This is a genomic window from Rhodospirillales bacterium (genome assembly GCA_023898805.1).
Lineage (GTDB): Bacteria > Pseudomonadota > Alphaproteobacteria > Micavibrionales > UBA1664 > UBA6145.
In genome coordinates this window covers 1730380-1755436 of sequence record CP060260.1, presented here as the reverse complement: position 1 = coordinate 1755436, position 25057 = coordinate 1730380, and the positions used below count along the sequence as shown (strand labels likewise).

General features: G+C 61.1%; 27 protein-coding genes and 1 tRNA gene. 17 read left to right on the top strand and 11 right to left on the bottom strand.

All coding sequences use genetic code 11. From position 1 onward, the window contains the following. Nucleotides 1-14: 14 nt before the first annotated feature. Nucleotides 15-1172 (bottom strand): DUF2336 domain-containing protein, encoded by a 1158-nt coding sequence (locus H6866_08655; GenBank protein USO07468.1) that lies wholly within the window; start codon nt 1170-1172, stop codon nt 15-17. Nucleotides 1173-1403: 231 nt separating this feature from the next. On the opposite strand from H6866_08655, the gene H6866_08650 reads away from it, so the two are divergent. The 4 genes from H6866_08650 (at nt 1404) to H6866_08635 (ending at nt 4539) form a co-directional block, all read left to right on the top strand. Then, nucleotides 1404-1676, top strand: coding sequence for a hypothetical protein (locus H6866_08650; protein USO07467.1), 273 nt, complete (start codon nt 1404-1406; stop codon nt 1674-1676). Between the two features lie 145 nt (nt 1677-1821). Next, entirely contained in the window at nt 1822-2115 is a 294-nt protein-coding gene (locus tag H6866_08645; protein USO07466.1) for a hypothetical protein, read from the top strand. Then, a complete protein-coding gene (locus H6866_08640) occupies nt 2112-2639 on the top strand; it encodes a YbjN domain-containing protein (GenBank protein USO07465.1) in 528 nt (175 codons plus the stop codon). Before H6866_08645 ends, H6866_08640 begins: the two co-directional genes overlap by 4 nt. A 193-nt stretch (nt 2640-2832) precedes the next feature. Further along, nucleotides 2833-4539 carry a citramalate synthase gene (locus tag H6866_08635; protein USO07464.1) on the top strand — a complete coding sequence of 569 codons (1707 nt, stop codon included), beginning with the start codon at nt 2833-2835 and terminating at the stop codon, nt 4537-4539. On the opposite strand, the gene H6866_08630 is transcribed toward H6866_08635, so the two are convergent. Together H6866_08630 and ftsY are read right to left on the bottom strand one after the other, a co-directional pair. After that, nucleotides 4517-6028 carry an AMP nucleosidase gene (locus H6866_08630; protein ID USO07463.1) on the bottom strand — a complete coding sequence of 504 codons (1512 nt, stop codon included), beginning with the start codon at nt 6026-6028 and terminating at the stop codon, nt 4517-4519. The two genes, H6866_08635 and H6866_08630, sit on opposite strands and share 23 nt — an antisense overlap. A gap of 74 nt (nt 6029-6102) precedes the next feature. Then, the gene (gene ftsY / locus H6866_08625; protein USO08644.1) at nt 6103-7218 is read right to left on the bottom strand and encodes a signal recognition particle-docking protein FtsY; all 1116 of its coding nucleotides are present in this window, start codon (nt 7216-7218) and stop codon (nt 6103-6105) included. Nucleotides 7219-7465: 247 nt separating this feature from the next. On the opposite strand from ftsY, the gene H6866_08620 reads away from it, so the two are divergent. Continuing rightward, entirely contained in the window at nt 7466-8035 is a 570-nt protein-coding gene (locus H6866_08620; GenBank protein ID USO07462.1) for a hypothetical protein, read from the top strand. Nucleotides 8036-8061: 26 nt separating this feature from the next. Here H6866_08620 and mtaB read toward each other — a convergent pair whose 3' ends face one another. Beyond that, a complete protein-coding gene (mtaB, locus tag H6866_08615) occupies nt 8062-9339 on the bottom strand; it encodes a tRNA (N(6)-L-threonylcarbamoyladenosine(37)-C(2))-methylthiotransferase MtaB (protein USO07461.1) in 1278 nt (425 codons plus the stop codon). A 328-nt stretch (nt 9340-9667) separates the two neighbouring features. On the opposite strand from mtaB, the gene H6866_08610 reads away from it, so the two are divergent. The 5 genes from H6866_08610 to trmD all read left to right on the top strand — a co-directional run bounded on the left by H6866_08610 (nt 9668) and on the right by trmD (nt 13276). Then, the gene (locus H6866_08610) at nt 9668-9814 is read left to right on the top strand and encodes a hypothetical protein (GenBank protein USO07460.1); all 147 of its coding nucleotides are present in this window, start codon (nt 9668-9670) and stop codon (nt 9812-9814) included. 193 nt (nt 9815-10007) lie between these two features. Next, nucleotides 10008-11510, top strand: coding sequence for a signal recognition particle protein (gene ffh / locus H6866_08605; GenBank protein USO07459.1), 1503 nt, complete (start codon nt 10008-10010; stop codon nt 11508-11510). 99 nt (nt 11511-11609) lie between these two features. Next, a complete protein-coding gene (gene rpsP, locus H6866_08600; protein USO07458.1) occupies nt 11610-12083 on the top strand; it encodes a 30S ribosomal protein S16 in 474 nt (157 codons plus the stop codon). Between the two features lie 6 nt (nt 12084-12089). Next, complete coding sequence (gene rimM / locus H6866_08595) at nt 12090-12593, top strand: 16S rRNA processing protein RimM (GenBank protein ID USO07457.1); 504 nt, start codon at nt 12090-12092, stop codon at nt 12591-12593. Further along, nucleotides 12593-13276, top strand: a complete 684-nt coding sequence (gene trmD / locus H6866_08590) for a tRNA (guanosine(37)-N1)-methyltransferase TrmD (GenBank protein USO07456.1) — start codon at nt 12593-12595, stop codon at nt 13274-13276. The genes rimM and trmD overlap by 1 nt, the downstream gene beginning before the upstream one ends. Nucleotides 13277-13339: 63 nt before the next feature. Here the strand turns inward: trmD and H6866_08585 are convergent, their stop codons facing one another. Continuing rightward, entirely contained in the window at nt 13340-14608 is a 1269-nt protein-coding gene (locus H6866_08585) for a hypothetical protein (protein USO07455.1), read from the bottom strand. Between the two features lie 203 nt (nt 14609-14811). Here H6866_08585 and rplS point away from each other — a divergent pair, with 203 nt between their 5' ends. Then, on the top strand, nt 14812-15270 hold the full coding sequence (gene rplS / locus H6866_08580; protein ID USO07454.1) for a 50S ribosomal protein L19: 459 nt from the start codon (nt 14812-14814) through the stop codon (nt 15268-15270). A 67-nt stretch (nt 15271-15337) separates the two neighbouring features. Here the strand turns inward: rplS and H6866_08575 are convergent, their stop codons facing one another. After that, nucleotides 15338-15613 carry a hypothetical protein gene (locus H6866_08575; GenBank protein USO07453.1) on the bottom strand — a complete coding sequence of 92 codons (276 nt, stop codon included), beginning with the start codon at nt 15611-15613 and terminating at the stop codon, nt 15338-15340. Nucleotides 15614-15694: 81 nt separating this feature from the next. Here H6866_08575 and leuC point away from each other — a divergent pair, with 81 nt between their 5' ends. The 6 genes from leuC to H6866_08545 are packed head-to-tail and all read left to right on the top strand — an operon-like array spanning nt 15695 to nt 20579. Continuing rightward, nucleotides 15695-17080: a 3-isopropylmalate dehydratase large subunit gene (gene leuC, locus H6866_08570; GenBank protein USO07452.1), complete on the top strand. Its 1386-nt coding sequence runs from the start codon at nt 15695-15697 to the stop codon at nt 17078-17080. Next, the gene (locus tag H6866_08565) at nt 17061-17690 is read left to right on the top strand and encodes an HD domain-containing protein (protein ID USO07451.1); all 630 of its coding nucleotides are present in this window, start codon (nt 17061-17063) and stop codon (nt 17688-17690) included. Before leuC ends, H6866_08565 begins: the two co-directional genes overlap by 20 nt. After that, nucleotides 17677-18285 carry a 3-isopropylmalate dehydratase small subunit gene (gene leuD, locus H6866_08560; protein USO07450.1) on the top strand — a complete coding sequence of 203 codons (609 nt, stop codon included), beginning with the start codon at nt 17677-17679 and terminating at the stop codon, nt 18283-18285. Before H6866_08565 ends, leuD begins: the two co-directional genes overlap by 14 nt. Continuing rightward, a complete protein-coding gene (gene leuB / locus H6866_08555) occupies nt 18282-19370 on the top strand; it encodes a 3-isopropylmalate dehydrogenase (protein USO07449.1) in 1089 nt (362 codons plus the stop codon). The genes leuD and leuB overlap by 4 nt, the downstream gene beginning before the upstream one ends. A 10-nt stretch (nt 19371-19380) precedes the next feature. Continuing rightward, nucleotides 19381-19839, top strand: a complete 459-nt coding sequence (locus tag H6866_08550; protein USO07448.1) for a hypothetical protein — start codon at nt 19381-19383, stop codon at nt 19837-19839. Continuing rightward, the gene (locus H6866_08545) at nt 19836-20579 is read left to right on the top strand and encodes a slipin family protein (GenBank protein ID USO07447.1); all 744 of its coding nucleotides are present in this window, start codon (nt 19836-19838) and stop codon (nt 20577-20579) included. Before H6866_08550 ends, H6866_08545 begins: the two co-directional genes overlap by 4 nt. 32 nt (nt 20580-20611) lie before the next feature. Here H6866_08545 and H6866_08540 read toward each other — a convergent pair whose 3' ends face one another. The 5 genes from H6866_08540 to H6866_08520 all read right to left on the bottom strand — a co-directional run bounded on the left by H6866_08540 (nt 20612) and on the right by H6866_08520 (nt 25048). Next, nucleotides 20612-20932, bottom strand: a complete 321-nt coding sequence (locus H6866_08540) for a prepilin peptidase (protein USO07446.1) — start codon at nt 20930-20932, stop codon at nt 20612-20614. After that, nucleotides 20932-22557 (bottom strand): hypothetical protein, encoded by a 1626-nt coding sequence (locus H6866_08535; protein USO07445.1) that lies wholly within the window; start codon nt 22555-22557, stop codon nt 20932-20934. The genes H6866_08540 and H6866_08535 overlap by 1 nt, the downstream gene beginning before the upstream one ends. A 283-nt stretch (nt 22558-22840) precedes the next feature. Continuing rightward, nucleotides 22841-22914: transfer RNA gene (locus tag H6866_08530), tRNA-Arg, on the bottom strand. 14 nt (nt 22915-22928) lie between these two features. After that, nucleotides 22929-24281 carry an MATE family efflux transporter gene (locus tag H6866_08525; GenBank protein ID USO07444.1) on the bottom strand — a complete coding sequence of 451 codons (1353 nt, stop codon included), beginning with the start codon at nt 24279-24281 and terminating at the stop codon, nt 22929-22931. Then, the gene (locus H6866_08520) at nt 24278-25048 is read right to left on the bottom strand and encodes a 1-acyl-sn-glycerol-3-phosphate acyltransferase (protein ID USO07443.1); all 771 of its coding nucleotides are present in this window, start codon (nt 25046-25048) and stop codon (nt 24278-24280) included. The genes H6866_08525 and H6866_08520 overlap by 4 nt, the downstream gene beginning before the upstream one ends. Nucleotides 25049-25057 lie beyond the last annotated feature (9 nt).

Sequence of the window (25057 nt, the reverse complement as noted above, 5' to 3'; positions counted from 1 at the left end):
GGGGACTGCCCGGTCTAGGCCTTGCCGTTGATGATCGAGTCCGCGAGGATCGAGGCCGCAAGATCGGCACTGAGCGCGTCGTAATATTTGATCGCCTTGCGCAGTTCCAGCGCGTCGACGGCGATGTCGCCACGCGCAAGCGAACGTGAAAGCAGGAAGATCGACACGAAGTTTTCCTTCTTGACCTCCATCGCCTTGCAGGCGACGGCCATCCCCTGCCCGCCGATCTGTCGCATGATTTCCTGAACGATATCCGTTTTCAGGCCCGAACGCTGGGCCATCAGCGCGACGAAAAACCGAATCTGGCCGCGACGCAAGGTCTGAACCAGTATGGCATCGGTAATGCGGTCCTTTTCGCCGTACTGGTGCGCCAGATCCTGCATCAACGCCGACGGCCGCGGATTTTGCACGCCGTGCGCCGTGTCCTGAAAATCCTCGATCGCGTCGGCGAAGGCCAGATCGATTTTTGCCTTCTGCGCGCCAAAGCGTTCGGTGATCTTCTGACGCAAGGGGCCGGAAACGTGCCAGTACAGCTCCATCGCCAGACGCTGCGGCAGTTCCTTGCGGCGCAGCAGCGGCTCGGCAATCTGGTCGGAATATTTCGAGAGTTCGGAGAAAGCCTCGACCGCACGTGTACGCAATGCGATTTTGTCGTTCAGGATCAGGTTGAGCGCGGTGGCTTCATCGTTTCGGTCGACCAGCGCGTCGACAACGCAATCGTCCAGCAGTTTACGCTGGGCGATACTTTGCCAGTACTCGCACGGCTTGGATTGAATAATGTAAAGCAGGTCCTGCGCGGTCAGCACCGGCGAATGGCGCAGCACGGGCTTGGCCACGTTGATAACGTCGTGCGCGAGAAAGAGGATCAAATCCTCCGGCACGCCTTCCATCATGCACAAACGCTCGGAAAGGCTTTCGCGCAGATCCTTTTCCGCCTGACGGACCAGCGAGAGTAGGATGTCGGCGACCATTTCGCGGTCACGTTCACTGACGTCGCTTTCAAGGATCTGGCCCACGGTCTGGACCACGCGCTGGCGTGTCAGCCCGGCATGCTCCGCATCCGCTGTGGCGTATTTGCGCTGGGCGTCATGCAGGTCGACGAGCATTTCGTCGAGCGACGCCACGCGCTTTCCGGTACGGACGCCGGCATGATTGATTGTATCGATCCCCATATACTTAGTACCCAAGCCCCTGAATTCCCATCACATTTTAAACGATTCGGGCTGCGACGGTTTGTCGCCCTACATTCTTAACATAAGCAATAAGCGTGAAAATTTAGTAAATTTGTATGAATTTCATACGAGAGATTCTGCGCGAATCCGCTGATATTGGGCGTGTGTAAAGATTTTCTTAATCCTTGAACGCTACACTGATAATGGGACATAATATTTTGGGGTGTCATCATGGTTTCTAGTGTTTCCAATTCTCTTGGCGCAGCCGCCTATCTGAAGAACGCTTCGCCCGTGCAGCGGCGCGAAGCGCAGCAGGAGGCGCAGGCGCGCGCCGCCGAAGACACGAGCGCACCGCGCGAAACCAAGCGCACCGCGCCAAGCGAGGAAACAAACGATAGCCGCCAGACCGCACGCAGCGAAGCCACCGAACTGGAGTCGCGCAACGACAATACGACGCTGAACACGGAACAGACACGCGGCAATCTGCTGGATATCGCGGTCTGACCTCGATTACCTTAAATCGAATCTTCACCAGCGGGCGCCGGACAAACGGCGCCCTTTTTCCTTATCTTCGATTTTTCCCGATTTTTCTTTGATTCGCCCGTGGGTTGGTGCTAATCCCATCGCACCAAGCTTACGAGGGCAAGCCATGATGCGTGAAAAAATCATAGACGACCTGACCGGCATGATGGGCGGCGCCGCCGGCATCCTTTCGGACATTCGCGACCATGTGCGCGGCGACATGCGCGACCGCATGAAGGTGATGGCCGACCGCATCGACCTTGCCAGCCGCGACGACCTGAGCGCGCTGGAGGCCCGGGTCGCCGCACTGGAAACCGCGCTGGCCGCGCTGGGCACGAAGCCCGCCGCCAAGACAGGCATGGCGAAACAAAAGCCCAAGGCCAAAGCCGTACCGAAAAAGAAAAAGCAAGCGGCACGATGAAAGATTCACTGGCCAAGGACGGCTACGAAAGCGGCCTTAACCCGCTGGACGGGTATGAGCGGTTTTTGAAAAGCCGCAAGGCGCGCTTCCAGCGCCTTGATTCCGATTCACTGGCCGTGGAGATCGACGGGTACGGTTTCGAGCTGTACTGGAACGAGGAGGACGAGGCGCTGTCCTGTTCGTGCGCGATGGATTACGAAATGGCGCCGGGCGTGCGCGATCTGGCCGCGCCGGTCATCATGCATATCAACCGCCGCCAGTGGCTGGGCCATTTCGAGATCAGCGAGGACGGGTTCCCCTGTTTCCGCTATACGATGCTGTTCCACGGCGCGGTATCGGCCGCAGACAACGACGTGATCGAGGAAATGGTCGAGATCGCTTCCCGCTCCTGCGACCAGCACGCACCGGCCTTCGCCTTGATGGCGCAGGCAAAGACGCCGGACGAATTCCCCCGCCTGTTCGACACAGACGGGCGGTGCGCGCCTCTGGGCCTTGCGCTTTTGGATGCAGGCGGCCAAAGCTGATCCCCAAGGAATAAGAAAAAATTTGACGGCCAACCCCCCGGCCGGTTTATAGTCGACGCATGACGCGCGTAGGCATCATTATCATCGCCATTATCCGCGGTCAGGGCTAAGACCCCTGACCATCCAGGCGGATGTCGCCACGCGCACATTCCAAAAAATAAAAGCCGAACAAGACACCAATTTTGGGATGGACATGCCTATGCAACGCGTAACCCTTTTCGACACCACCCTGCGCGACGGCGCGCAAACAAGCGGCGTAGATTTTTCGCCCGGCGACAAACTGCGGCTGGCGGCCCTGCTGGACGATTTCGGCCTTCATTACATCGAAGGCGGATGGCCCGGCGCCAACGATACGGACAATATCTTTTTTACCGAAGTTCCGGCATTTAAAAAGGCAAAACTGACCGCGTTCGGCATGACTCGGCGCGTGGGCAAATCCGCGTCGAACGACGAAGGCCTGTCCATGGTGCTTGATACCAGCGCACCGGTCGTCTGTCTTGTAGGCAAGACATGGGGGCCGCACATCACCACAGCCCTGAACACCACGGTCGAGGAAAACCTGCGCGCGATCCGCGAAAGCGTGGCGCGGGCCAAAAGCATGAAGTCCGAAGTCGTTTACGACCTCGAACATTTTTTTGACGCTTACAAGCACGATCCGGACTACGCCCTTGCGTGCATGCGCGCGGCCAAGGGCGCCGGCGCGGACTGGCTGGTGATGTGCGACACCAATGGCGGTACATTTCCGCATGAAGTGCGCGATATCGTCGGGGCTGTCATGAACGCCGGGTTCAGCGGCGGCGAATTGGGCATCCATACACATGACGACATGAGCTGCGCCGTCGCCAATACGCTGGAGGCAGTGCGGCTTGGCGTTGAAATGGTACAAGGCACGTTGAACGGGCTGGGTGAACGGTGCGGCAATGCAAACCTGATCACGTTGATCCCGATGTTCGCCAAAATGGGAATCGATTGCGGCATTTCTCCGGAAAAAATGCGCGACCTTACCGCGCTTTCGCGCGCGCTTGACGACATTCTCGACCGATCTTCGGACGACAGTGCACCTTATGTAGGCGCACGGGCCTTCACCCATAAGGGCGGATTGCACGGATCCGCGGTTGCCAAGGCCCCATCACTTTACGAACACACGCGACCCGAAAGCGTGGGCAACCGCCGGATTTTGCCGATGTCCGACCAGGGCGGGCTTGCCAACCTGATGGCCCGGCTGGAGGATTACGGCATGGCGGTCCGGCGCGACGATCCACGTCTGGGGTCCGTCGTCGAGCGCATCAAGATGCTGGAGGCGGAAGGCTATGCCTATGATCGGGCTGATGCGAGCTTTGAGCTGCTGCTGCGGCACATGCTGGGCGGGTACGAGCATTATTTTTATGCCCTTAACGTCAACACCAACACCAAGATGCAGCCCATTGTGAACGAAGCGCGGCGCGAATTTGGCCGCGCCAGCATGGGCAGCGTGCCCGAGGCTTCGGTCAAGCTGATCGTCGGCAACGAACGCCTGATGCACGCCGCTGAAGGCGTGGGACCCGTCGATGCTATCGACGCCGCGATGCGCAAGGCGCTTATACCTTATTACCCTGTTCTGGCGAACATGACGCTGAGCGATTTTAAGGTGCGCATCATCAAGCCGCGCGAAGGAACCGCCGCAACCACCGTCGTGCGCATCGAAAGCACGGGGCCGGTGGCCGGGAAGACGTGCACATGGTCAACCATCGGCGTTTCCCACAACGTGATTGATGCCGCGCTTGAAGCGCTGATCGACTCGCATTTGTGGTATCTGCACAAGACCGGCACGCCCGCTATCGTTCCAAACCCGGCCCTGTGCAAGGATGAAGGGGTTTCGTCCAAGCGCTCGCCGTTTGCTACTGGAACGCAACCTCGTTGAAGGAACGCAACTTGCGCGAGTGGAGCTTTTCAGGCCCGACGCCGCGCAGGATGGCCATGGCCAGCAGGCCGATCTGAAGGTGCTGGTTGACGCGGTTTCTATAGAACGCGTCGGCCATGCCGGGCAGCTTCAATTGGCCGTGCAAGGGTTTGTCGGAAATGCACAACAGCGTGCCGTAAGGCACGCGGAAACGGAATCCGTTGGCCGCGATGGTGCCGGATTCCATATCCAGCGCGATGGCGCGCGAGCGTGAAAGCGGCAGGTTTTGCTGGGCCGTGGGCTGCAATTCCCAGTTGCGGTCATCAACCGTTGCCACCGTGCCGGTACGCATGATTTTCTTGAGATCGTAACCTTTCAGCCCCGTGACCTCGCCCACCGCCTGTTCGAGCGCGAGCTGGATTTCAGAAAGCGCGGGCAGCGGAATCTGCGGCGGCAGATCGTGGTCGAGAATATGGTCAAGGCGCAGATAGGCGTGCGCCAGCGCGTAATCGCCAAGGGACTGGGAGTTGCGCAGGCCCGCGCAATGCCCCAGCATCATCCATGCGTGCGGGCGCAGCACCGCGACGTGGTCGGTGATCGTCTTGGCGTTGGAGGGCCCCACGCCGATATTGATCATGGTGATGCCCGACCCGTCGGCGCGTTTGAGGTGATAGCCCGGCATCTGGGGCAGACGCGGCGGCGGCGCGCCCTGCGGCCAATGCGCATCGGGGTTGTTTGCAATGCGCCGGTTCAGTGTGACGATGTCACCGGGTTCGACGAAGGCTGTGTATTCGTCTTGCGCGTGGGCAAGGCTTCCTTCCGTCGTCCCGTTCATCAGGTCGTGGCAGATGCGCACGAATTCATCGACATAAAACTGGTAGTTGGTGAAGATCACGTAATTTTGAAAATGCGCGGCCGAGGTGCCGGTATAATGCCGCAACCGCATGACCGACAAATCGGTGCGCGGCGCCGGGAACAGGCCCAGCGGCCATGCCTGCCCCGCTTGCGGTTGCCAGATGCCGTTGGCGATGGTGTCGTCCATTACGCTTAAGTCCGGCTGGTCGAAAAATTCCGGCGCGCGGGCCAGGAGTTCCGGCGTCAGGTCCTTTTCGACGTGAAAATTGTCGCCCAGCGCGAAATGGACCGGGATGGGCGTATCGCTGAGCGAAATTTCCACCGGGCCACCATGGTTCTTCAAAAGCAGGCGGATCTGTTCGGCGTAGTAATAACCGAAAATGTCGGGACGGGTCAGCGTCTGGGCATACACGCCCGGACGGTTGACGAAGCCATAGGCGAAACGCGAATCCGGGCGGCGGATATTGTCCACGGTGATGCGGATTTGCGGGTAAAAGGCGCGCACGCGCGTGGGCGGAATTTCACCTTTGGAAAAGGCCCGGAAATGTTCGCGTAAATGCGCGATGCCCGCATCGTATATCCCGCGCAACGCGGCCAAGGCGTCATCAGGATTGTCGAAGTTTCGGGGCGGGATATTTTGCGGGGTTGCTTCCATGGTTTATTATACACGATTTCAGTCTGTTACGCCAGAATCAGCGCGCAAGGAAAACCAAAAACCGGCGCTTAGGATCAGTTCAGCCCCACCAGCGAGCGGGCGTAGTCGCGGGCGGTGAAGGGTTGAAGGTCCTCGACCCCCTCGCCCACGCCGACGGCGTGGACCGGCAGGCCGAATTTATCCGCAAGGCCGACCACCACACCGCCCTTGGCCGAGCCGTCGAGCTTGGTGACCACAAGGCCGGTGATTTTGGCGACGTCGCGGAACGCCTCGACCTGCGCGAAGGCGTTCTGGCCGGTGGTGGCGTCGAGCACCAGCAGCGTCGCGTGCGGCGCGGTTTCGTCCGTCTTGCCCAGCACGCGCACGATCTTGCCCAGTTCGGCCATCAGGTCGCCCTTGTTGTGCAGTCGCCCAGCGGTATCGACGATCAGCACGTCATAGCCTTCGGCCTTTGCCTTTTCATACGCCTCGAACGCGACGGCGGCGGCATCGGCGCCAATGTCCTTCGATACCACCGGCGCGTGCAGGCGCTTGCCCCAGATCTGGATCTGTTCCACCGCCGCGGCGCGGAACGTATCGGCGGCGGCCAGCATGACCCGGTGGCCCTGACGCTGAAGCGCGTAACCAAGCTTGCCGATCGTCGTCGTCTTGCCGACACCATTGACGCCGGTGACCAGAAGGACAAACGGGCCTTTTTCCGGTTTTTGCACGGCCAGAGGTTTGGCGACAGGCGCGAGAATGGCTTCGATTTCACGGGCAAGCACGGTGCGCACCGCATCGGCGCCTGCGTCCGCATCGCGTTCAAATTTATACGCTGAAAAGGATTTGACGATCCGCGAGGCGGTCTGCGGCCCCAGATCGCCGGCGATCAATACGTCCTCAAGCCCGCGCAGATCTTTGGGATCGAGATGCGATTTGGTAAACAGATCGCCCAGCCCCTGCGTCAGGCGCGCGGTCGAACGCGAAAGCCCGGAACTCAAGCGTGAAAGCCACCCGCCCTCGTTCGTATGGTCCTTCAGATCCTCGGCCTCCAGCGCGTCGTCGGTCGGGGTATGGCGGGGTACGGGCGCAACATTCAGCCCTTCGACGATTTCCGTTTCGTTCCCTTCCAACCTGTGACGCGTGTCGTCGTCCACGTCGGCATCGTATTCAATCGACGGTTCAAGAGCCGGGTCGTTTTTGTGATGCATCATGCGTTCGTCTTCGCGTTCCTGCTTGGAAGCGGCTTCGTTTTTTTTCGTGCGCCAAAACACCATGACTACCTTCTTCTTTTTTCGATTTTTCGACTCAATTCAGGCTCGGACGAGCCTTATTTCCTATATAGACCCCATGCGGCAAGGTGTAAAAGCATCTGCTTTGAATACATTGACATAATCTTCGGTCCTGCCTATTCTTTTTCTCTATGCTTTGCCGCGAAGCTTTTTTAGGAGTCATGCCATGAGCACGCAAGTACAGCCCACAGAGGACACAGCGCATCTTTCTGCCCGTGCCAGCCACTGGATAAAGAGTGTCTTCAAGCGCATCGTGACGCCACGTCCTGAACCGACGGTCGAGGACATCCGGGCTTGCTGGAGTGTCATCAACGAAACCCGGTCTGCCGTGGCGAAGCTGACCGAAAGTCTATGCCCCCAATTTGGCTTTAGCGGCCATTCAGGTTCCTGCGTCCGCGGAACCCTGAAGACCATCGAAGGGCACAAAAGCGGAAATGCATTCCGCATCACTTACTCTGAAGGGGGGGGAGAAGCAGAGCCCGAGTGGACGTTTGAACTTTCCTATGATCCTTTAGCCAGCAAGAAGAGACCTGTCCGCCTGTCTTGTAACAATCGCAAATATGCCGACTACCCGCTGGATGTATCAGTTGATACTTTGAAGGCGCGATTTGCCTCCATACTAAGGATGTTTCCCAATTTCTCCGATCCGCTGATGGCCCGGGCACTGATCACAGAATTCGAAAAACCGGGAAGCACGACAGCTGCACCGGGCGCCAAAGCCGCCGCGCCCATCTGATCATATATATCTGATCAAACCTGCGGTCACCCAGTGATGTGCCCGGTCAGGCGGTTGTCAGCGACGCCGGTTAGGGTCATCGTCTGGAGGCTGCCGACCGGGTAGACTTTATCCAGTGCGACCTCGGCGAAATGCTCGGTCCTCCCTAGCCCACCCTTTTCAACGATCACCTGCCGCGTCGTTCCGACATGACGGGTAAGAAAGGCCTGCATCCGTTCCTGCCCCAGCGCGCGCAGGGCCGAAGCGCGCGCCTTGCGCGCCGGCACCGGGACCTGCCCCGGGATTTTGGCGGCGGGCGTGCCCGCTCGTTCCGAGTACGGAAACACATGCAGGAAGGTGATGTCGCAATCGCGCACGATGCGCATTGTATTTTCAAACATCGCGTCGGTTTCGGTCGGGAAACCCGCGATGATGTCGGCACCGAAGGCGATATCAGGCCGCAGCGCACGGGCGCGTTCGCACAGGCGACGGACGTCATCGGAAAGGTGGCGGCGCTTCATGCGTTTTAAAATCATGTCGTCGCCTGATTGAAGAGAGAGATGCAGATGCGGCATCAAACGCGGTTCGGCTTCGATCAGCCGCCAAAGGTCGTCGTCGATTTCCGCAGGGTCGAGGGAAGACAGGCGCAGGCGCGGCAATTCCGGCACCGCCGCCAAAATACGCCGGATCATCTGGCCAAGCGTCGGCGTACCCGGCAGGTCACGGCCATAGGAGGTCACATCGACCCCCGTGAACACCATTTCCTTGTACCCTGCCGCCGCCAGCGCGCGGACCTGATCCGCAATCGCGCCCATGGGGACCGAACGTGAATTGCCGCGCCCATACGGTATGATGCAAAAGGTGCAGCGATGGTCGCAGCCGTTCTGGACCTGCAGGAAGGCGCGGGTATGATCATCGAAGCCGGAAACCAGATGGCTTGCCGTTTCCTTTACCGCCATGATGTCGTTGACGATGACTCTTTCCGAAGCGGGCATGACGGTCCCGGCTGCGCCAGACCACGTTTCCGCCTTGAGCTTCGCGTCATTGCCGATGACCTGGCTTACTTCCGGCATGGCGGCATATTTTTCCGGGGCGATCTGCGCCGCGCAGCCGGTGACGATGATGCGGGCATCCGGGTTTTCGCGCCGGGCGCGGCGGATGGCCTGCCGGGCCTGACGCTCGGCCTCACCCGTCACGGCACAAGTATTGACGATGATCGTGTCCTTCAGCCCCGCATCGCGGGCATGAGTCTTCATCACTTCCGACTCATAGGCGTTGAGGCGGCAGCCAAAAGTTAAAACCTGTGGATCTGCATGCGATGTCATTTCGGGAAAAGATATGCCTGTCGCGGCGCGGTATGTCCAATTTGAAAACAGGAAAGCAAAAAAAGCGTGTCCCTTGAACGTGCTAACCCAATGGTTAAGATTATTGGAATTCCTGCGTCACGCGGACGCAGCATTTCCGCCACTTTTTATTAGGTTCGGACTTGGTTCGCATGTTAGCGTTCCTATATTACCAAGAATTCTTCTGAAACCGTAACAACGTATGGGGGCACAGATGTTGTTGAACCATCCGTATGTTCACGATGCAAATATCGTGAACAACGCTCAGCCAGACGGGTCGGAAGAGAGGGTCCTTGTCGTTAAGACGCGCATGTGGTGGGCATCGGAATATTCGGTGTCCAACGACAACCGGCTTTTGCTGGAATTGTCGGAACAGGTGCGTCGTCTGGAACGATTGGCGCAGTTCGGTATCATGGACTTCGACCGTATCGATGTCGTACCTGCCGATCTGACCTGAAACCTTGGACGAGAACCGCCCTAACGGGCGGTTCCCATCCCCTTTGATATTTGACTTCTAATATTTGACATTGCCTGCTTTCTGGCTTAGAAAGCGGGCGAAATTATCCGTATCACTGCTTTTTGCCAGTGCCTATCGGTACCCCGCTGTCGGCGATTACGCTCACAGCGGCGGTCATGTTTTGAGGTTTGTTTTGTTTGAATCATTGAGTGAAAGACTAGGACAGGTTTTCGACAAGCTGCGCGGACGCGACAAGCTGCAGGAGGAAGACGTCGATCTGGCCTTGGGTGAGATCCGCACAGCGCTTCTGGAAGCCGACGTCGCCCTGCCGGTCGTCACCGAATTCCTCGATCGCGTGCGCAGCCACGCCATCGGCCAGTCGGTCATCAAGTCGGTCAGCCCGACGCAACAGATGGTCAAGATCGTCAACGACGCGATCGTCGCCATGCTGGGCGGCGCGGGGGAGGCCCCCCTCGCCCTTGAGGTGGCGCCGCCGGCGGTGATCCTGATGGTCGGGTTGCAAGGGTCGGGCAAGACCACGACCACCGGCAAGCTTGGCAAATATTTGAGCACGAAGGCGCGCAAAAAAGTGCTGATGGCGTCGCTGGACACGCAGCGTCCGGCGGCACAGGACCAGTTGAAGGTTCTGGGCGAACAGACGGGCGTCGCCACCCTGCCCATCGTCGCAGGGCAAACTCCGGTCGAAATCGCGCGGCGCGCGCTGGATTCCGCGAGGCTGGAATCGTATGACGTCCTGATCCTCGACACCGCCGGACGGCTTGCGATCGACGACGCGCTGATGGACGAGGTCGCGCAGGTGCGCGATATTTCAAAACCTGCCGAAACCTTGCTGGTTGTCGACGCGATGACCGGGCAGGACGCGGTGACCATCGCGCAGGAATTCACCCGCCGCATCGGAATCACCGGCACGGTTTTGACCCGCGTCGACGGCGACGCGCGCGGCGGGGCGGCGATGTCGATGCGCGGCATCACCGGCCAGCCGATCAAGTTCATCGGCACCGGCGAAAAATCGGACGCGATCGAACCGTTCCACCCCGAACGTATCGCCAGCCGCATTCTGGGCATGGGCGACGTCGTTTCGCTGGTCGAAAAGGCGGTCGATACCATGGACCGCGCCAAGGCCGAGGAAGCGGCGCGCAAATTCCAGGAAGGCAAGTTCGACCTTGACGATTTCCGCAGCCATCTCGACCAGATGAAGAAAATGGGCGGCATGGGCGCGATGATGAAAATGATGCCCGGCATCTCGCGCATGGCGCCGCAGATCGATCAGGCGCGGCTGGACGAAACCGTCTTGAAAAAACAGGAGGCGATTTTATCCTCCATGACCGCGCGGGAACGCGCGCGGCCGGACCTGATCACCGCGTCCGGTTCCCGGCGCCGCCGCATCGCCGAAGGGTCGGGTGTGAGCGTGCAGGACGTCAACCGTCTGCTCAAGCAGTTCGACCAGATGCAGACGATGATGAAGAAAATCCGCAAAATGGGCATGGGCGGGCTGATGGGCCTTGCCAAAGGCATGCTGGGCGGAAACGCCTTTGAAAAGATGATGGCCGATATGGGCGGCATGCCCGATATGGGCCAGCAGTCGGGCGGCGGCGCCCCGCAATCCGGCCTTGATCTGGGGCCGAACCCGTTTGCGAATTTTCAACTGCCGCCGTTGGGAGGAAAGAAGAAGTAGAAAGTTTTTTACCACTAAGGACACCAAGAGCGCGAAGCTCATTTTTCTTGGTGATCTTAGTGGTGAGAAATTCAATTTTTTAATTTTAGGAGATTATAAATGGCACTGAAACTTCGTTTGTCCCGCGGCGGCCGCCGCAACCTGCCCTATTACCGCATCGTCGTGACCGACTCGCGCTCGCCGCGCGATTCCTCGTTCATCGAGCGTCTGGGCACCTATAACCCGCTTTTGGCCGCGAACGACCCGAACCGCGTCACCCTGAACGCCGAACGCATCAAGCACTGGCTTTCGATGGGCGCGCAACCTTCGGATCGCGTCGCGCTGTTTTTGGGCCGCGCGGGCATCATCGCCGCGCCGAAATTCCAGGCCGGGCCGAAAAAATCCGCGCCCAAAGCCAAAGCGCAGGAGCGCATGAAGGAGCAGGAAGAAGCCGCCAAGGCCAAGGCCGAAGCCGAAGCCACCGCGAAAGCGGAAGCCGATGCCGCTGCCGCCGCACCGGCTGAAGCTCCCGTTGAAGCACAGGCCGAAGCCGCCGCCGAAACGCCTGCAGCCGAAGACGCAAAGGCCGAGTAACCTTTCATGGATCGCCGCATCCTGATCGGCAAGGTTGTCAGCGCGCATGGCATCAAGGGCGACGTTAAAATCGCCTGCTATGCCGACGACGCGAAACTGCTGTTTCAGGATGCGGGCATTTATACCGACACAACCACGCAAGCGCGCGTGGTTGTGTCTTTCCGGGCCGAACCGAAACCCGGTCTGTTCATCGCCCGCATCGATGGTATCGCCGACCGCAACGCAGCGGAAGCCGCGCGCGGCATGGCGTTTTATATCCCGCGCGACTCCCTGCCCGCTCTTGATGAAAGTGAAATCTATCATTCCGACCTTGAAGGCATGGCGGTGGTCGGCGCGGACGGCAAGGCGATGGGGCATGTCCTGCGCGTGCAGAATTTCGGCGCGGGCGACCTGCTGGAGATTCAGGGCAAGAAGGAAAGCTATTACATCCCCTTCGCGCCGCCCTTCCTGATCCGCGTCGAGCGCGAGAACAAAACCGTGGTCGTGCAGGAGCCGGAGGTGCTGGGCTGATGCATTTCAACCTGCTGACCCTGTTTCCGGAAATGTTTCCCGGTTTTCTTGGCCACTCGCTGGCCGGACGCGCGCGGGAAGACGGAAAATGGTCGTATACGGCCATCAATATCCGCGATTTCGCGCAAGACAGGCACAAGACCGTGGACGATACGCCCTTCGGCGGCGGCGCAGGCATGGTGATGCGCCCGGACGTGATCGAGGCCGCGTTGCTGTCCATCCCCAAGCCGGGCCGGGTTTTGTATATGAGCCCGCGCGGGCGGGTACTGGATCAAGCCTTGACGCGCGAACTGGCCGCGACCCCGGCCCTGACCATTCTGTGCGGTCGGTATGAAGGCGTGGACCAGCGCGTGCTGGACGCGCACGGGTTTGAGGAAATCAGCGTCGGCGATTACGTGCTTTCTGGGGGCGAACCGGCGGCGCTGGTTCTTATGGATTCCTGCATCCGCCTGCTGGACGGCGTGATGGGCAATGCCGAAACGGTATCCGAGGAAAGTTTCGAAGGCGGTCTTTTGGAATACCCGCATTATACGCGGCCCGCGGAATGGGTGGATGCGAAGGGCATCGCGCACGCGGTGCCGGACGTTTTGCGCGGCGGAAACCACGCAGAAGTCGCCAAATGGCGGCGCGCACAGGCCGAGGCGATCACCAAAACCCGCCGCCCCGATTTACTGAAAAATTGAAGCCCGGTTCAAAGCCGGGTTATGCTTGGCAGCCTTCAACCCCGCGTCCTTAAACCCTGCTGATTAAAAGCGGTTGAATGCGTAGCGATAGCCTTGCGCGGTGGTATCCACCCGCTCGCCCTTGATCAGTACGCGCTCGTAACGATCGACATACCCCATCAGTTGCGCGCGCAGATCGGCGGGAACGTTGGCATACGAAACGGCATTGCGCGTCAGATTCAGCACCACGCGCATATCTTCGACCCCTGTCTTGACCGCCAGTGAGTATTCCTTGCCGATATTGGTGTTCATCAATAACGGGTTGTCCGACCCAAGACAGACAGGAATACCCGCAGCGATAAAATCCGGCAGCGGATGCCTGGCGATGTCGTTGAAATAATGCCTGCGGTTCCGGTCGAGGACGACGGTATCCTGAGAGCTCCGACCGCTGATGGTTTCGCCGACCTCATGAATACGGCCACCTAACGGCAGACTGATGCGCTTGTTGGCGGACAGGCAGACCTCCATGCAAATTGCACGCTCGGTAAACATCTGCATCAGGCGGGAGGATTGGTGGATCAACGTGCCATGCCCCACGCGCAGACGGCGATCGTCACCTGTCGGTCTTGGTTCCAGCGCCTCGGCCGGGACAGCATGAAAAAAATCGACCGCGTTGTGCAGATATTGCTCGGCAACGTGGGGCGCCAGACCCAGCCCGGCTTCATGCCAGGCAATCAACATGGCGCGGCTGTAATCGGTTATCGCGTCGATGTCTTCTTCGCCGGCAAGGCCAAAGGCGGTGACATATGCGGGGCGCGTTTTCGCCAGATGCCGCGCTGCCTGTTCCGCCATATCCGGTCCCATGCGCCGGTCGCGGATCGCGGTGGTGACGATACGCGCATGAATGCCGGTATTGGCATTGGCGGCCTTGATGCCTTCGGTGATGGCCGCGACCTGACGGTCATATTGGTCGGGATCGCCGCGAAAGGAATTCGAGATTTCGGCGTAAATCGCACCTTCTTTCGCGATACGCTCCAGATAGATCTGCGTCGCCTGGGCCAGTTCGTGGTCTGTGGCAGTGATATGCCGCATCCCTTCATACGTGGCATGGAACCGCGCCAGCGTTTCGTAATAACGTTTTTCACGGCTGATCAGAAAATCGGCCTGGATGTCGGTCCGGCGCTTTTGGATTCGGCGCAGGAATATCTCGACCGAAAGCGCCAGCGCGATATGCACATGCATTTCCGCCTTGGGCAGGGCATGGTGCACCAACGGGGCCTTGTCGCGGATTTCAGGCGCGGCATGGGCCCCAACATGGGCACTGAAAGAGGCCGAGGGGGGTTGATCGCTCACTTTTGAATTTCTATGGAAACCGTTTGTTTATGTCAACATGCCCGGTTGCCGCACGCCCCGGTCTGGTCTTTCACGGCTTTTTTCTTGCTTTTTGCCGACCAGAACGGTAGTTAAGGCGCACGAAAAAGATAAGCGGCCTGCCGGCGCCCCATGGGGGGCGTTCGATTTCGAGGCCGGATAACGCAAGTGAAAGGATCCGTGCCATGAACACGATCGAAAAATTCGAAGCGCAACAACTCAAGCGCCTGTCCGAACAGAAAAAAATCCCCGTCTTCTCGCCCGGCGACACGCTTAAGGTGAACGTCAACATCAAGGAAGGCGACCGCAGCCGTATTCAGGCCTATGAGGGCGTTTGCATCTCGCGCACCGGCGGGGGCATCAACGAAAGCTTTACCGTGCGCAAAATCTCGTATGGCGAGGGCGTCGAGCGGGTCTTCCCGCTGTACAGCCCGGTGATCGATTCCATCGAACTGGTGCGCCGCGGTTCGGTGCGCCGCGCCAAGCTGTATTACATGCGCGGACGTTCGGGCAAATCGGCCCGTATCACCGAGCGCACGACCGGCCACGGCCTGAACGAGGGCACGGCGGACGATGCCGCCCCGGCGGAAGCCGCCGAGGCCGCGCCGACCCCGAAAAAAGAGAAAAAAGCCGCCAAGGCCTAAGATCACTTTTCCCCGATAAAGCAAAAACCCCGGCGATTTTCCGGGGTTTTGTTTTCTTGGACCGATTTCAGTGCAGCGTGCAGACCGGCGCGGTCAGCACGATGTCATGACCAAGCGGATGCGGCGCGGTCAAAATCACCGCTTCGTGCCGCATCGCGGCCTGCGCCAGCGGCAGCGGCGCGACACCGATGACGAAATGGACATGGCCGATCAGGCCCGAAACCTCACCCGATTCCGGCTCGATGAAAATCACGTCGGCACGGGCAAAGGCCGCATCGTCGAGGGCGATGCGGACATGGCCCTGAGGCGTGCGGGAAAAGCTGGCATTTTGAACCGACAACATGGCGATTGACCTGTATATGGGTTGTTGGGTCTATTATCAGGCTGTAGTCGTTAATTTTCCCGTAATGCGGTGCACAAAAACATGAGCCATCCCCGTACCCTGTACCAGAAAATCTGGGACCAGCATGTCGTCAAACGGCACGATGACGGCACCTGCATTCTTTATATCGACCGGCATCTGGTGCATGAAGTCACCAGCCCGCAGGCGTTCGAGGGACTGCGCGCCGCGGGGCGTCCGGTGCGCCGTCCCGACGCCACACTGGCCGTAGCCGACCACAACGTGCCGACATCGGACCGGGCGCTGGGCATACGGGAAGCGGAATCCCGGATTCAAATTGAAACGCTGGAGGCCAACGTCAAGGAATTCGGTATCGAATATTTCGGGATGCGCGACCGGCGGCAGGGCATCGTGCATATCATCGGCCCGGAACAAGGCCTGACCCAACCGGGCATGACCATCGTGTGCGGGGATTCCCACACATCGACGCACGGCGCGTTCGGGGCGCTGGCCTTCGGCATCGGCACGTCGGAGGTCGAACACGTGCTGGCGACGCAGACGTTGCTGCTCAAGCCCGCGAAAACCATGCGCATCGCCATCGAGGGCGATCTTTCCCACGGCGTCACCGCCAAGGATATGGTTCTGGCCGTCATCGGGCATATCGGCACCGCGGGCGGCACCGGGCATGTGATCGAATTCGCGGGGTCGGCCGTGCGCGCCCTGTCGATGGAAGGGCGCATGACCATGTGCAACATGTCGATCGAGGGCGGCGCACGCGCCGGGCTGGTCGCGCCGGACGACACCACCTTCGCCTATATCAAGGGGCGGCCCAAGGCCCCCAAAGGCGCGGATTGGGACAAGGCGGTCGCGTACTGGCGCAGTCTGCCCTCGGATCCGGGAGCGGCGTATGATTGCGAAATCACGCTTCGGGCCGAAGACATCGCGCCGCAGGTCACATGGGGCACCAGCCCGCAGGACGTCGCGCCGATCACCGGTTGCGTGCCCGTGCCGGCCAATCCCGCGATGGAGCGCGCGCTGGAATACATGGGCCTGACGCCCGGCATGAAAATGACCGACATTGCCATCGACAAGGTGTTTATCGGGTCGTGCACCAACGCGCGGATCGAGGATCTGCGCGAGGTGGCACGCGTGGCCGAAGGCAAAAAGGTCGCGGCCGGCGTTTACGCGATGGTGGTGCCGGGATCGGGCCTCGTGAAGGCGCAGGCCGAGGCAGAAGGCATCGCGCAGATTTTAAAAGACGCCGGGTTCGACTGGCGCGAACCGGGCTGTTCGATGTGTCTGGGCATGAACGAGGACCGGCTCAACCCCGGCGAGCGCTGCGCCAGCACCTCGAACCGGAATTTCGAGGGGCGGCAGGGCTACAAGGGCCGCACGCATCTTTTATCGCCCGCCATGGCGGCGGCGGCGGCAATCACGGGAAGGTTGAGCGATGTCCGGACCCTACGCTGATTTCATCACGCGCGAACTGGCCGCGCTGGAAGCCTATGACAACGGGCGTCCGCCGGGACATCCCTATGCGTTCCATTTGCATGTGCGGCGCGTGGCCGAGGACATGCGCGCGCTGGCGCTGGCGATGGGCATGGACGCGGCGCGGGCGGCGGAACTGCATCTCGCCACGCTCGCGCACGACGCGGGCAAGCGGATGCTGCCCGTCGGCATCTGGGACATATCCGGCAAGCCGGACGACAAGACCCGGCACATGCGGCGCGACCATACGTGGCTGGGCGCGAAGCTGGTGGACGATGCCTTCGGGGCGGCGGACCAGGCCCCCTTCCCCGCGCTGTTGCGCGATCTGATGCAGCACCATCACGAGGCGATGGACGGCAGCGGCTTTCTGGGCATGAAAGGCGACGAGCTGTCGCTTGAGGCGCGGATGCTGTGCGTGTGCGACGCGTTCGACGGATATTCGGCCTGGCGGCCGCATTTCGGTGAACGCGACCTTAGCCCCAATGGCGTCCTGAACCGGATGCGCGTTGAAAAGTCGGGGCAGTTCGATGCGGAGATACTGGCGATTTTCAGCAAAATAAAAAACGTGGTTAAAAATCATGCAGCCGTTTAAATCCCTAAACGCCGTGGCGGCGCCCATGCCGATGGTCAATGTCGATACCGACATGATCATCCCCAAGCAGTTTTTGCGCACGATCAAGCGCACCGGGCTGGGCAAGCACTTGTTCAGCGAAATGCGGTACGAGGCCGACGGGGCGGAAAAACCGGATTTCGTTTTGAACAAGCCCGCCTACCGGAACGCACAGATTTTAATCGCGGATGACAATTTCGGCTGCGGGTCGAGCCGCGAGCACGCGCCGTGGGCGCTGGCCGATTTCGGCATACGCTGCGTCATCGCGCCATCCTTCGCCGATATTTTCCATGGCAATGCGTTCAAAAACGGCATGTGCCCCGTGGTCCTGCCGCGCGAGCAGGTACAGGCGCTGATGCAGCGCGCAACCGATTACCCGGACCAGGCCGTCGCCGTGGACCTTGAAAAACAGGAAGTGCGCGCGGGCAATCTTGTCTTTTCCTTTGAAATCGACCCGTTCCGGCGGCATTGCCTGCTCAACGGCCTTGACGATATCGGCCTGACGCTTGAACACGAGAGCGATATCGCCGCGTATGAATCCAATCTCAGGAAAAACCAACCCTGGAACTTCGCATGACCAAGCATTTTGTCTTACTGCCCGGCGACGGGATCGGCCCCGAAGTGATGCGCGAGGCGGTCAAGATCATCGACGCGCTGGGGCTTGGCATCACCTATACCGAAAAGCCCGTGGGAGGCGCGGCGATCGACGCCGCCGGCACGCCCCTGCCCGCCGACACGCTGGAAGCGTGCCACACGGCAGACGCGGTGCTGCTGGCCTGCGTCGGCGGGCTGAAATGGGCGGGCGCGGCGTATGACAAACGCCCCGAAGCCGGGTTGCTGGGGCTGCGCAAGGAACTCGACCTGTTCGCCAATCTGCGCCCGGCCATCGTGTTCGACGCATTGATCGATGCCTCGACGCTCAAACCGGAAATCGTGCGCGGGCTCGACATCCTGATCGTGCGGGAGCTGACGGGCGGGGTGTATTTCGGACAACCGCGCGGGATTACGGATTTAGGCAATGGCCAGCGCCGCGGCGTCAATACGCAGGTCTACACCACCGCCGAGGTCCGGCGCGTGGCCAAAATCGCCTTCGACTTGGCGCGGGCGCGCGGGCGCAGGGTGTGCTCGGTCGAAAAATCCAACGTCATGGAATCCGGCCTGATGTGGCGCGAGGACGTCACCGCCCTGCATGAAGAAGGATATGCCGACATCGCGCTTTCCCACATGTATGCCGATAACTGCGCGATGCAATTGCTGCGCAACCCTTCGCAGTTCGACGTCATCGTCACCGACAATCTGTTCGGCGACATTCTTTCGGACGAGGCGGCGATGCTGACCGGTTCGCTCGGCATGTTGCCCTCGGCCTCTTTGGGTGCCGCGGACGAAACGGGACGGCGGGCGGCTTTGTACGAACCCGTGCACGGATCGGCCCCCGATATCGCGGGCCAGAACAAGGCCAACCCGTTGGCGATGATTCTGTCGCTGGCCATGGCGCTGCGTTATTCGCTGGGCGACGGCGCAAGCGCGGACCGGGTCGAAAACGCGGTCAAGCGCACGCTGGCCGACGGCATCCGGACGCAGGACATCGCCGCGCCGGGCACAAGCCCCGTCACCACCGCCGCGATGGGCGACGCGGTTGCCGCGCGGCTGGCGGCGGGTTAAAGTGGTCGTCATGTCCGCAGACCTGACCATTGTCGTGCTTTTGATCATGGGCCTTGCCCTGATGGGGCTGGAGGCGTTCGTGCCGTCCTTCGGCATACTTGGGCTGGGCGGTGCGGCTTCGTTCATCGCGGCGCTGGTCATGGCTTATGACGCGCGCAGCATCTATGGCATGGAAGTCGATATTCCCACGCTGGTGGCGCTGGGGCTGATCGGGCTGGTGGTTTTGAAAATCAGCCTGTATTTCACATGGAAGTCATTGCGCGTGCGACTGTTCGCCGGATCGGAAACCCTGCCCGGCATGTCGGCGCGCGTGATTTCGTGGGAAGACGGGCGCGGGCGCGTGCATGTGGAGGGCGAGGAATGGGCGGCGGCCAGCGCCGATGCACTTGCCTCCGGCGACGCGGTGCGGATTCTTTCGCGCGACCATCTGGTGTTAATCGTTGAAAAAGAGGCAGGAACCAAATCATGATTCAGCTGTTCATCATCATCCTTTTCGCGCTGGCGCTGTTCGTCGCGACGTCGGTGCGCATCATGCGCGAATACGAGCGCGCGGTAATCTTTACGCTGGGCCGATATACGCATACCGCCGGCCCCGGCCTAATCATTCTGATTCCCTTTATTCAAAGCATGGTGCGTGTCGATATCCGCGTGCGCACGCAGGACGTGCCCAGCCAGGATGTAATTTCCAAGGATAACGTATCGGTGCGCGTGTCGGCGGTCGTGTATTACCGCGTGGTCGATCCGTCATCGGCGATCATCAAGGTCGAGGATTTCATGCAGGCGACGTCGGAAGTCGCGCAGACGACCCTGCGCTCGATCCTTGGCAAGCACGAACTGGACGACATGCTTTCCAACCGCGACCAATTGAACGCCGACCTTCAGGGCATCCTCGACACCACCACCGAGGGCTGGGGCGTCAAGGTCACGCAGGTCGCGATCAAGCATGTCGACATCGACCCCAGCATGATCCGCGCCATCGCCCGGCAGGCCGAGGCCGAGCGCGAACGCCGCGCCAAGATCATCAACGCGGAAGGCGAATTGCAGGCCGCCAAGCAACTGGACGAGGCCGCGACCATTCTGGCGCAGCGTCCGGAATCGATGCAGCTGCGCTATCTTTCGGCGCTGACCGACATTGCGGGCGACAAAACCAACACCATCGTCATGCCGCTGCCCGATCTGGTCAGCGCGATGATGGCGAAAAAAGCCTGAAGGTAAAAAAGCGGAGCCGAAAGGCTCCGTTTTTATATCATCCATCCGATCAGGGCGACAAACACGCCAAACCCCAGCTCGATCAGCGGGTAGCGCGCGGGGATGCGCGTGCCGCAATGGCGGCAGCGCCCGCGTAAAAACAGCCATGAAAAGACCGGCACAAGGTCGGGCACGCCCAGCGCGTGGCCGCAGGACGGGCAGCGCGAGCGTTCGGTGGTCCAGTTGAGGCCACGCGGCAGGCGGTAAACCAGAGCGGTCGCAAAACTGCCCAGACACAGGCCGAGGCAAAAAAACACTCCGGCGCGGAACGCCGGAGCGTGATGAAACAGGTCGATCAGGCCTTGCGGCAGCATTACTGCCGAGCGCGGATCGCGCCAATGTGGTCGTAGACCATGCCGCGATCGATGGATTTTCCGTCGCCGTAAATCGCATCGGCCTCCAGCGCCTTTTGATAAAGGGTAAGCGCCGTGGAAAGATTGCCAGATTTTTCGGCCGCCATCGCCTGCGCCACCAATGCGGATGCATCACCACCCGTAGCAGACGAAGGTGCCGGCGTGGGTGCTGGCGTGGGGGACGGCATGACCATCCGCGCCGGTGCGGTGTCGTCCGTCGTTTCCGGCAATTCGGCATAGGCGCGGGCCTCAACCTTCGATCCCGGAGGTACGACCGTACCCGGCGGCATGCTGCGGCCATTATTGATGGCCAACGGAACGGTACGCAGCGGCGGGACAGATTCCGGCGTCGCAATGGCGCGACTGGACGATGCCAGAGGCCTTGCGAGCGCGGGTGCGGGCGTGGCGGCAGAAACCGCGCCGCTTGAATTTTCGAGATCGATACGCCCGCCGCCTTGCGCGACCATCGCGGCAGTCGCGCCGGTCGCGGCGGTTTTATCCTCGATATTCAGGTTCACGTTGCCTTCGGTATCGCGGCGCGTGCCCGTCGATTTCGCGGCCCGGATCGCCAGATACGGCGGCGGCAACGCGGCATCGGCGCCGGATGAAACAGCCTTGGCCGGTGTCGTGGCCTTTGGTGCCGCTGCCTTGGGGGTCGTAGTCTTGGGCGCGGAAACGGTTTTCACCGGCACCGGTGCGGCCTTGACGATGCTTGGCGCAGGCGCGGCGGATTTTTTGGTCACAGGCGGCTTGGCCTTGATTACCTCCACCGTTTTTTCCGGCAGAAGCGCAGCGGTATTGCCCGCGCCATCGGGTCCAGGCATGGCGGGCTTGATCGTATCTGCATCCTTGCCGGAGGCCCAGGCATCGACAGCCTGCGCGGCACCCGTGTCGCCTGCGGAAAGCGGCGGCAATTTTTCCGCCGGTGCGGCGGCGGCAGGCGCGGGTTCCAATTGCGGGATGGATTGCGTTTCGAGTTGCGGCGCAGGCACGTTCACGACATCCGCGCCGGGCACCGGCGTTTCAGTCGACGTCATTTCCGGCGCGGCGGCGGTCGCATCGGGTGCGGCGGCCTCGTTCATGATCGGCATCGGCTGGGCCGGGGCCGCAGGCATGACAGGCGTCGCGTTGTCATTGGCCACATTGTCATTGGCCGGGCCTTCATCGGTGTCAGGCGTGTTGGCCGCAATCGCGGGGGGCGGCATCGCGACATCGTCGTTCGTACCGCTGAACCCGCCCATAATCGTGGTCATACCGCTATCGCGGTTGAGGTACATATAGGCCCCCGCCCCTGCCGCGCCAAAGGCCGCGACGATCAGCGCCATCGTCAGCAGCCCGCCGCCACGGCGGCGTGGCTGACCTTGTTCGGCCAGAACCTTTTCGCTTTCTTCCTCGGCGGATTCGTCCTCGGGCTCATAGATTTCCTCGTCCTCCTCGCCATCGCTTTCCTTAAGGAAATCGTCGATATCCTTATCCTTGACGTCCTGCGCGTACTCCTCCAGCAGGTCGTTAATGGATTTTTCGTCGGCGCTTTTGGCTGCCATTTTGGGGGCGTTTTCAGGAAGCGGTTTTTTCTCGTCGGCCATGGTGCTGTCTTACCCGGTTTATGAAATTCCGAGGAATTATAGGGTATTCGCCCCCAAGGTCAAAGGCCGGAAAAAACGCGGACATGCTCGATCCAAGCCTACCGCAGGGCGTAGCCTTGGCGAGGCAGGGCGTTCCCGGCGTGACTCGAACACCGGCGCGCGCCCAGCATGGAAGGACGGGCGTTCCCGGCGTGACTCGAACACCAGCGCGCGCCCAGCGCGCCTGCCTTTGCGTTTAGCGTGTTCGAGACACGCATTAGCGCATCCAGCTTGGAAGGACGGGCGTTCCCGGCGTGACTCGAACACGCGACCCCCGGTTTAGGAAACCAGTGCTCTATCCAGCTGAGCTACGGGAACAACCCGCCAATCCCTTAACGCGAAGCCGGGACACGGGCAAGAAAAACACGTCGCGCCCAAACCACCACGGCCAATGCCGCCAGCAGGTTGGCCGCGCCGATGCCGATAGCAAAGCCAGTGAAACCGCCGTAAAAAGTGCCCGCCACCGCGAAGGCCAGCAGCGTGGCCACCCGGAACAGGTTGACCACAAGATAGAAATGCCCGCGGCCGGTGCCGTTGAGCGCCGCGCCGATCACCCCGGTCGCGCCGAACCCGACATAACTGACCGGTACGATGCGCAGATAGACCGTAGCCAGCGCCAGTGTCGCCGGCACCTGCGAGAACAACCCGACGATAGGCTTAGCAAACACCCACATCGCCAGCGCGAAGGCGATGCAGAACAGGCCGTTGACGATGCTGGCCAGTTCGATGGTGCGCACCACCCGGTCGTATTTGCGCGCGGCCCAGTTCTGTCCGGTCAGCGGGGTCACCGCGCCCCACAGGGCCATCAGCATGATCAGGGCGATGCCCTCGATCCGGCTGGCGACACCGAAAGCCGCCACCGCATCCAGCCCGGCACGCGCAACGATGGCGGTCAGAATACCCGCCGCGAAGGGTTCGATCGCATAGGCGACGGCGGCGGGTATTACGACCTTGAACCACGTCGCCAGCGCACGGCGTGTCTTTGGCCCATTGCGCAGGGTCGCGAACCGGATCAGGTGCATGTGCCGCCCGGCCACCACCAACGCGGCCACCATGCCGCAGACATAGGCCAGAAGAGTCGCCAATGCCGCACCGGTCATGCCCATGCGCGGCAGACCGAACAGGCCGTAAATCAGCACCGGGTCGAGCGCCAGATTGACCGCCGCGATCAGCAGCATCACATAGGCGGGCAGACGGCTTTCACCCATGCCGCGCCCACCCGCGTTGGCGACGATCAGCACCGAAAGAAACGGCAGGCCGCACAGCCATACGCGCATGAAGGGTTCGATCACCGGCATCATCGCGCCGGGTACGCCCATCGCGGGAAACGCCACTCCCATCAGCATATACGCGACGGCGCCCATCAACACACCGATCAAACCGCCCGCGATGATCCCGGCACTTACCGTGCGCGCGGCATGTTCGTGCCGACGGCCCCCCGACGCGCGCGCGATGGCCGAGGTCATGCCGCTGGACATCGCCAGCACCAGATAGAACAGCAGCATGGTCGCCGGCAGGGTGAAGGACACCGCCGCCAGCGCATCATGGCCAAGCCGCGCGATGAACCACATATCGGTAAACTGGACCGCGTTCTGAGCCAGTATCCCCCAGCCCATGGCCGAAGACAGACGCCAGATATGGGTGCCCAGGCGTCCGTCCGTCAGATCGTAGCGGGGCCGGTTCATGACGGACTTGCCGCCGCGAGCACACCCGCGAGATCCTGCGTCACGCGTTGCGCCAACGCCTTGCGCCCGGCGAAGGCAGCGGGATCGAGGGCGGGCAGGAAATCGAGCGTCACATCCGCCCCGCCCGCGCGGGCGAAGCGCCAGAGATGCGGGGCCAGCGTATCCTCGGCCCGCCACCAGGCATACAGATCGCGCGCGGCCTGATCGGCCATGCCATGCCCGCCCGCGCGTTCCAGAACGATCGCGACCGGCTGGACGCTGGCGGCAACGCCTTCGTCATACAAAACCTCAAGCAGCGAAGGTTTGATCGGGCGGACGGCCCGACCGTCGGTCGATGTACCCTCGCCGAACAGGATGATGTTCCTTCCGGCGCGCAGCGCATCGGCCACGGCGCGGCGTCCGGCCTCAAGCCCGTGGGCACGGCGGACCAGAAAGATCGTGTCTTGTGTTTTCGCCAGAAAGCCGAAACCGGGCCAGCCCGCGACCTCCGACTTGGCGACGAAAACACCGTCGAGATGCGCGCCCAGTACGACGATATCCAGATAGGAAAGATGGTTGCAGACAAACACACGCGCGCGCGCGGCACCGCCGGTGGGCGCGCCCAGCAACGTGACACGAATAGAAAAGACAGCGCAGGTGAATGCGTGCCAGACGCGCGTAAGCGCCAGCGAGCCGAAAAACGCGCGCGCAAGCAGGTGCGGCGGCAGCAGGAGCAGCGTGCCCGCAAGAAACAGCGTCAGGCGCAAAACGGCCAATACGGAGCGCATGGGAATCCG